This window comes from Devosia insulae DS-56 (assembly GCF_000970465.2).
Lineage (GTDB): Bacteria > Pseudomonadota > Alphaproteobacteria > Rhizobiales > Devosiaceae > Devosia_A > Devosia_A insulae.
This window is the reverse complement of sequence record NZ_LAJE02000088.1, coordinates 1-7,379: the sequence shown is the minus strand read 5'-3', so window position 1 is coordinate 7,379 and position 7,379 is coordinate 1. Positions and strand designations below refer to the sequence as shown.

The following is a 7,379-nucleotide window of genomic DNA, read 5'->3' as shown; positions in this document are numbered from 1 at the left end:
TTCGAGAAGAAAGCGGCATAGGTGCTATAGGACTGTCTGGGGGGATCGGAGAGGTGTATAAGAGAAAGGGTGAAGAGTCGAGCTTGTGGCTTCGATCGTGCCCAACACACCGGCGGAGCACCTCCCCCTTCATGGGGGAGGATGGGAGGGGGCCGTCTCTATCAGTCGGCCCCTTCAGCCCAGCATCCACTCATGCTCGGGCGCATTGTAGAACTTCCACGTCCGCTTCGGGCCGGCCATCACGTTGAGGTAGTAGATGTCGTACCCCGCCACCGCCGCCACCGGGTGATAGCCCTTGGGCACCATCACCACGTCGCCGTCCTCGATCAGCATGGTTTCGTCGAGCGAACGATCGTCGGTGAAGACGCGCTGGAAGCCAAAGCCCTGGGGCCTCGAAAAGCGGTGGTAGTAGGTTTCCTCGAGGAAGCTCTGGCGCGGCAGGTCGTCTTCGTCGTGGCGGTGCGGCGGATAGCTCGAGGTGTGGCCGCCGGGGGTGATCACCTCGACCACCAGCAGCGAATCCGCCGCTGCGGTCTCGGGCAGGATATTGGTGGGGTAGCGGGTATTGGTGCCGGTGCCGCGGGTCAGCTTTTCGACATCAGCAGGGCCGATCACCCGCGGCGGCCGGGCGCCGCGCACGCCGGGGGCCGAGCAGATCGCGACCTCGAGCGGCGTCAGCGCCTCGATGCGCCAGTTGGCGCCCGCCGGGGCATAAACCGAATAACCTGGCCCCTCGAACGGGCTCATGCGGCCGCCGACGAGGAAATCCTGGCCATCGACGGTCACATTGGCGCGGCCCGAGATCAGTACGATGCAGACCTCGCGGTCATCGCCGCCGCCGCGCGCCACATCGCCGACATTGGGCAGCTTGTGCAGATCGAACCCGACATAGGTCCAGCCGGCAGTCTGCGGGGTGATGTGGTGGACGTGGCCCTGTTCGGCCGCCGGCCTAGCTTTTAGGTTTGCCATCGGTCTTGTTGAGCTCATTTTCGAAGTTGATGAAGAAGGTCCAGACGCCGTAGGCCAGCGCCGCCGCCGTGATCAGGCCCCAGAACTGGTCGTGGTTGTAGAGCCACTCCCAGCCGCACCACACCGCAATGATGGCGATGAGGATCACCCGCCGGTACAGCGGCTTGAACCAGCCCATGGTGAACAGGCCTGGCTTCTTGTTCTCTTGGTTGTCTTCGCTCACGCCGATGCCTCCGGAAAGACCCGAAACTAGTCGGATCATGGCGCTCCCGCAAACGCCCAGATGTCAGCGGTTGGGGAAACCCTGCGTCTCCACGGTGTAGCCGGCCAAAGTCATCACCCGCATCAGCTCCTGATGGCCCACCTGCGCCATGCGGAGCGGCGGGTTGGCCTTGGGGTCCTGCTCGGCCTCGACCACGAACCAGCCTTCATAGCCATAGTCGGCCAGCTTCTTTACGATCGCGGCGAAATCCAGCGAGCCATCGCCAGGCACGGTGAAGGCGCCGAGCGCCACCGCGTCGAGGAAGCTCTGTTTCGTCCGATCCAGCCCATCGACCACGGCGCGGCGGATGTCCTTGACGTGCACGTGGCTGATGCGGGTGTGGTGGTTGTCGATGGCGCGCAGCACGTCGCCGCCGGCAAAGGCCAGGTGCCCCGCATCGAGCAGCAGCGGGATGCCGGGGCCGGAAAAGCGCATGAAGGCATCGAGCTCCGGCTCGGTCTCGACCACGGCGGCCATGTGGTGGTGGTAGCTCAGCGGCATGCCCTGATCGGCGCACCACTCGCCGAACTGCGTGAGCTTTCGCGCATAGGCCTTCATCTCGTCGTCGCTCAGCTTCGGCTTGGTGGCCAGCGGTTTGCTGCGGTCGCCCTGGATCGAGCGACCGACCTCGCCATAGACGATGCAGGGGGCGTCCACCGCCTTGAACAGCTCGATCATCGGCGCGATGCGCTGTTGGTTGGTCGCGAGATCCTCGTTGACCAGCGTGCCGGAGAACCAGCCCCCGCACAGCGTCACATCCGCCGCTTTGAGGATCGGCAGCATGATGTCGGGATCGTCAGGGAAACGCCGGCCCTTTTCCATGCCGGTGAAGCCGGCCGAGCGCGATTGGCGGAGGCACTCCTCCAGCGACACATCATCGCTCAGCTCCGGCAGATCGTCGTTCCACCACGCGATGGGGGACATGCCCAGTTTGGCTTTCAGCATTCTCGCAGCAATCCTTCGGTCTTCGATGCGTCGGCAATAGGCAGTCGGCAGTAGGCAGTCGGCAGTTAGCAGTGGGCGGCAGGTGTTTGCAGTCGCGACTGCCTATTGCCGACTGCCCAGCTAAAGCCGCTGACCCTTCAGGGCTTCCTCATATTCCTTGCGCGCGGCGTTAACCTCAGGCCGTACCGAGACTTCCGGCACTGCCACGTCCCACCAGTGGCCGCCGGCCTCGGTGGAGATCAGCGGGTCGGTGTCGATCACCAGCACGGTGGTGCGCTCGACCTTGTCGGCCTCGGCGAGGGCGCTTTCGAGCTCGGCAATCGAGGCCGCCTTGCGGACCCAGGCGCCCATCGCGGCGGCGTGGGCGGCGAAGTCGATCTCGGGCAGCGTCTCGTGGAAGGTGTCCTTCAACAGGTTGTTGAAGTTCGCCCCGCCGGTCGCCATCTGCAGCCGGTTGATGCAGCCGAAGCCGCGATTGTCGAGCACCACGATGGTGAGTTTCTTCCCCAGCATCACCGAGCTGGCGATCTCGGAATTCATCATCATGTAGCTGCCGTCGCCGAGCATGACGATGACATCGTCATGGGGCTTAGCCAGCTTCACGCCCAACCCGCCGGCGATCTCGTAGCCCATGGTCGAGTAGCCATATTCCATGTGGTAGCTGCCTGGCGCGCCCGCCGGCCAGAGCTTATGCAGCTCGCCCGGCAACCCGCCGGAGGCGCAGACCAGCGTCGCCCCCGAGCCGCGGGCCCGGTGCACCGCGCCGATCACCTGCGCGTCGGAAGGCAGCGCATTGGTCGGGTCGGTCACCGCCTTGGCGGCAACCAGCCACCTGGCCTTGGCCTCTTTGGCGGTCGCCTGCCACGCATCGCTCGCATGCCAGGGCCCGAGCTTGCCATCGAGCAGGTCGAGCCCGACTTTGGCGTCGGCGATCAACGGCATGGCGCGATGCTTATAGGCGTCGAACACCTGCGTGTTCAGCCCGATGATCCTGACATTGTCGGCCTTGAACAGCGCCCACGAGCCGGTGGTGAAGTCCTGCAGGCGCGAGCCTACCGCCAGCACCAGGTCGGCCTGCTCGGCGAGGAGGTTCGACGCCGACGACCCCGTGACCCCCACCGATCCCATGTTCAGCGGATGGTCGTGCGGCAGGCTGGATTTGCCGGCATTGGTCTCCATCACCGGCACGCCGTGACGCTCGGCAAAGGCGCGCAGCCCTTCGGCTGCCTCGGAGTACAACACGCCGCCGCCGGCGATGATCACCGGCTTTTCCGCTGTCCTGATCGCAGCCACCGCCGCTTCCAGCTCGTTCACATCCGGCATCGGCCGGCGCGGCGTCCACACCCGCTCGGCGAAGAAGGCTTCGGGATAGTCATAGGCCTCGGCCTGCACGTCCTGGCAGAGGCTGAGGGTCACCGGGCCGCATTCGGCCGGGTCGGTCAGCACCTGCATGGCGCGGTTCAGTGCCGGGATGATCTGCTCGGGGCGGGTGATGCGGTCGAAATAGCGGCTGACCGGGCGGAACACATCGTTGGCGCTCACCGTGCCGTCGCCAAAACTTTCCACCTGCTGCAGCACCGGGTCGGGGGCGCGGTTGGCGAATACGTCGCCGGGCAGCAGCAGTACCGGCAGGCGGTTGACATGCGCCAGCGCCGCAGCGGTCACCATATTGGTGGCGCCCGGCCCGATCGAGGAGGTGGCGGCCATGAAGCGGCGGCGGAAACTCGCCTTGGCGAAGGCGATCGCCGCGTGCGCCATGCCCTGCTCGTTATGGGCGCGATAGGTCGGCAGCTCGTCGCGCACCTGGTACAGCGCCTCGCCGAAGCCCGCGACATTGCCATGCCCGAAAATGGCGAACACCCCACCGAAGATCGGCACCTTGTTGCCGTCGATAATGGTCATCTGCCGGGTCATAAACCGCGCCAGCGCCTGCGCCATGGTGAGGCGGATGGTCTTGTTGGTCATTTGCTTTCCTCCTCACGCGCAGTGGCGCGAACCCCTCATCCGGCGCTACGCGCCACCTTCTCCCCGACGGGGAGAAGAACAGAGCGCCGACTGTGCAGTCGGTATTCCTCTCCCCGTCGGGGAGAGGGTGGACCGGCGAAGCCGGGACGGGTGAGGGGTTTGGCCCCCATCACTCCCCCCAGATCCCCACCAGCGCCGCGAACCGCGAAGCCATGTCGGCGATCGCCTGTTCGTCGGTCATACCGCCAGCAAACCACGCCTTGGCGGCTTCGCCAAATATGGTGCGACCGACGGCGAAGCCGCGCACCGTGCGGGCGGAGCGCGCGATGGCAAAGCCGCGCGCCAGTTCGTCCTGCGGCGCATCGAGGCCGAGCAGCACGACGCCGCGGCAGAGTGGGTCGTTGGCCTCGATCACTGCATCGACTGCGGCCCATGCCGCGGCGCTCGGCTGCGATTCGAGCTTCCACCAATCGGGCTTCAGCCCGGCCGCGTAGAGCTGGCCCAGCGCCCGGGCGGTAGTACTGTCGTCGAACGGACCGACCTTGGATGGAATGATCTCGATCAGGATATCGCGGCCGACCTTGCGGCAGGCCTCATGGGCGGTGCGCAGTTTTTCGAGCTGGCGGGCATTGATGCCTGAGGGGTCGTCGGGGTGCCAGAAGCACAGCACCTTCAGCGCATGATCCACCGGCCAGTCGACCAGCCGGCTGCCGATATCCTGCGAAAACTCGAATTCCAGCGGGATCGAGCCGGGCAGTTCCACCGGGCGAGCGATCCAGAAATTCTTGGGCACCTCGAACAGCGCGTCGCGGCCCCACTTGTCGTCGAGCAGCATGCCGAAGCCGGGCCGGCCGTCCGCCACCTGCGCCGCGGCCTTCACCGCCAGCACCTCGAAGGCGGGGATGCGGTCGGTCTGCGCGCCCGCGATGTCCTCGATCTGCTTCCGATGATCGATGGCGAAGGCGGTGAGCCGCGGCCAGTGCTGCCGGCGGGTCGTCGCCCAGTGCAGGTGGTTGAGCTGTTCGTCCTTGCGCAGGGCTTTGAACTTGCTGCCGTGCTTGAGAAAATAGTCGAGCTCGGTCCAGCTCGGATATTCCGGGGCGCAGAGCAGGCGGGAGACGGCGAAGGCGCCGCAGGCATTGGCCCAGGTGGCAGAGGTCTGGTGGCTCTCGCCTTTCAGCCAGCCGCGCAGGAACCCGCTCATGAAGGCGTCGCCGGCGCCCAGCACATTGTAGATCTCGATCGGGAAGCCCTGGCCGACAATGCCCTGTTCGAGGTCGTCGCCGATCGGGCCGTCATAGACGATGCAGCCCTTGGCGCCGCGCTTCAGCACCACGGTGGCATCGGTGACGGCGCGGATCGCCTTAAGCGCCTCGAGCAGGTCGCTCTCGCCTGCCGCCACCAGCACCTCTTCCTCGGTGCCGACGATCAGGTCGCAATCGGCCAGCACCGGCCGCATCTTGGCCGAGACGTAGTCGGATTTTACGTAGCGCTCGAAGCCGGCGGCGTGGCCGGCGAGGCCCCAGAGGTTGGGCCGGTAGTCGATGTCGAACACCACCTTGCGGCCGGCCGCCTTGGCGATGCGGATGGCCTTGAGCTGCGCCGCCTCGGCGTTGGGGGTGGAGAAATGCGTGCCGGTCACCACAATGGCGCTGGCCGAGCGGATGAAGTCCGCGTCGATATCGGCTTCGTCGAGCGCCATGTCGGCGCAGTCGGTCCGAACGAAGATCATTGGCGAGACGCCTTCGGCCTCGACGGCGAGCAGCACCAGGGCGGTGAGGCGCTTGTCGTCGGTGGCGATCCCGGTGGTGTCGACGCCTTCGCGACCCAGCTGCTCCTTGATGAAGCCGCCCATCTGCTCGGCGCCGACGCGGGTGATCAAAGCCGATTTCAGGCCAAGCCGGGCGGTGCCGACGGCGATATTGGCCGGGCAGCCGCCGACCGATTTGGCGAACGAGCCGATGTCCTCGAGCCGGCTGCCGATCTGCTGGCCGTAGAGGTCCACCGACGAGCGCCCGATGGTGATGACATCGAGCTTGGCCTCCGGCATGATCTCCCCCGCGTGGTCTGACTGGACAGCTTTCAGCGGCCGTTGTATCCCTCGCGCGAATGAAACGTCAATTCCGAAGTGACTGTTTTCGGAATGAACGTTCTATGTTTCGATCATCATCACCAGGCGCTCCAGGAGCGTGCAGCAAGGAGACAATCCCGTGGTCAGGTTTGGCATTCTGGGGGCGGGGCGCATCGGCAAGGTGCATGCGGGGACCATCGCCAATTCCAGCCGCGCCAGCGTCGCCTACGTCGCCGACGCCATTCCCGATGCCGCTGCGGCGCTCGCCGCCAGCGTCGGAGCACAGGTGGCGTCGATCGACCAGATTCTCGCCTCCGACGTCGAAGCGATCCTGATCGCCACGCCCACCGATACGCATGCCGACCTGATCGAGCAGGCGGCGCGGGCCGGCAAGGCCATCCTCTGCGAGAAGCCGGTGTCGCTGTCGGTCGAGCGCATCGAAGCCTGCCTGCCGGTGGTGAAACAGGCCGGCGTGCCGCTGATGATCGGCTTCAACCGCCGGTTCGACCCGAACTTCGCTGCCGTGCAGCAGCGCATCAAGGGTGGCGAGATCGGCGAGGTCGAGATCGTCACCATCATTTCGCGCGACCCGGCGCCGCCGCCGGTCAGCTATATCGAGCGCTCGGGCGGGCTCTATCGCGACATGATGATCCACGATTTCGATATGGCGCGCTTCCTCGTCGGCGAGGATTTCGTCTCAGTGCATGCACTGGGCAGCGCGCTGGTCGACAAAGCGATCGGGGCGGCCGGCGACGTCGATACGGCCGCAGTGCAGATGCAGACCGCTTCTGGCAAGATCGCGGTGATCACCAATTCGCGCCGCGCCACTTACGGATACGACCAGCGGGTCGAAGTGCATGGGTCGAAGGGCATGCTGCGCGCCGGCAATGTCCATATGACGACGCTCGAGCGGGCCGACGGCGCCGGCTTCACCCAGGACGTGATCCAGAATTTCTTCATCGACCGCTATGTCGCGGCCTATGCGGCCGAGGTGAACAGTTTCATCGACGCGATGACCAAGGGGGTTACGCCGACCCCGTCCGGGTATGACGGCTTGCAGGCGCAGAAGCTGGCGGAAGCCGCGACCAGGAGCTCGCAGACCGGGCAGGCCGTGCGGGTGGAGTGATCGGCCCGCAGCCCGGTGGCTGTGGACCCCCACCCCTGTCC

Annotated in this window: 6 protein-coding genes; 1 reads left to right on the top strand and 5 read right to left on the bottom strand. The window is 65.9% G+C overall.

From position 1 onward, the window contains the following. Positions 1-174 precede the first annotated feature (174 nt). From iolB to VW23_RS06055, 5 genes are all read right to left on the bottom strand, one after another. On the bottom strand, positions 175-969 hold the full coding sequence (iolB, locus tag VW23_RS06075; RefSeq protein ID WP_069908692.1) for a 5-deoxy-glucuronate isomerase: 795 nt from the start codon (positions 967-969) through the stop codon (positions 175-177). Next, complete coding sequence (locus tag VW23_RS06070) at positions 950-1,192, bottom strand: hypothetical protein (RefSeq protein WP_084645632.1); 243 nt, start codon at positions 1,190-1,192, stop codon at positions 950-952. Before VW23_RS06070 ends, iolB begins: the two co-directional genes overlap by 20 nt. A 63-nt stretch (positions 1,193-1,255) precedes the next feature. Then, positions 1,256-2,173, bottom strand: a complete 918-nt coding sequence (gene iolE, locus VW23_RS06065; protein WP_069908693.1) for a myo-inosose-2 dehydratase — start codon at positions 2,171-2,173, stop codon at positions 1,256-1,258. 123 nt (positions 2,174-2,296) lie between these two features. After that, a complete protein-coding gene (iolD, locus tag VW23_RS06060) occupies positions 2,297-4,141 on the bottom strand; it encodes a 3D-(3,5/4)-trihydroxycyclohexane-1,2-dione acylhydrolase (decyclizing) (RefSeq protein WP_069908691.1) in 1,845 nt (614 codons plus the stop codon). Positions 4,142-4,310: 169 nt separating this feature from the next. Then, complete coding sequence (locus tag VW23_RS06055; protein ID WP_069908690.1) at positions 4,311-6,191, bottom strand: bifunctional 5-dehydro-2-deoxygluconokinase/5-dehydro-2-deoxyphosphogluconate aldolase; 1,881 nt, start codon at positions 6,189-6,191, stop codon at positions 4,311-4,313. Positions 6,192-6,351: 160 nt separating this feature from the next. On the opposite strand from VW23_RS06055, the gene iolG reads away from it, so the two are divergent. Further along, complete coding sequence (gene iolG / locus VW23_RS06050; protein WP_069908689.1) at positions 6,352-7,338, top strand: inositol 2-dehydrogenase; 987 nt, start codon at positions 6,352-6,354, stop codon at positions 7,336-7,338. Positions 7,339-7,379: the final 41 nt, after the last annotated feature.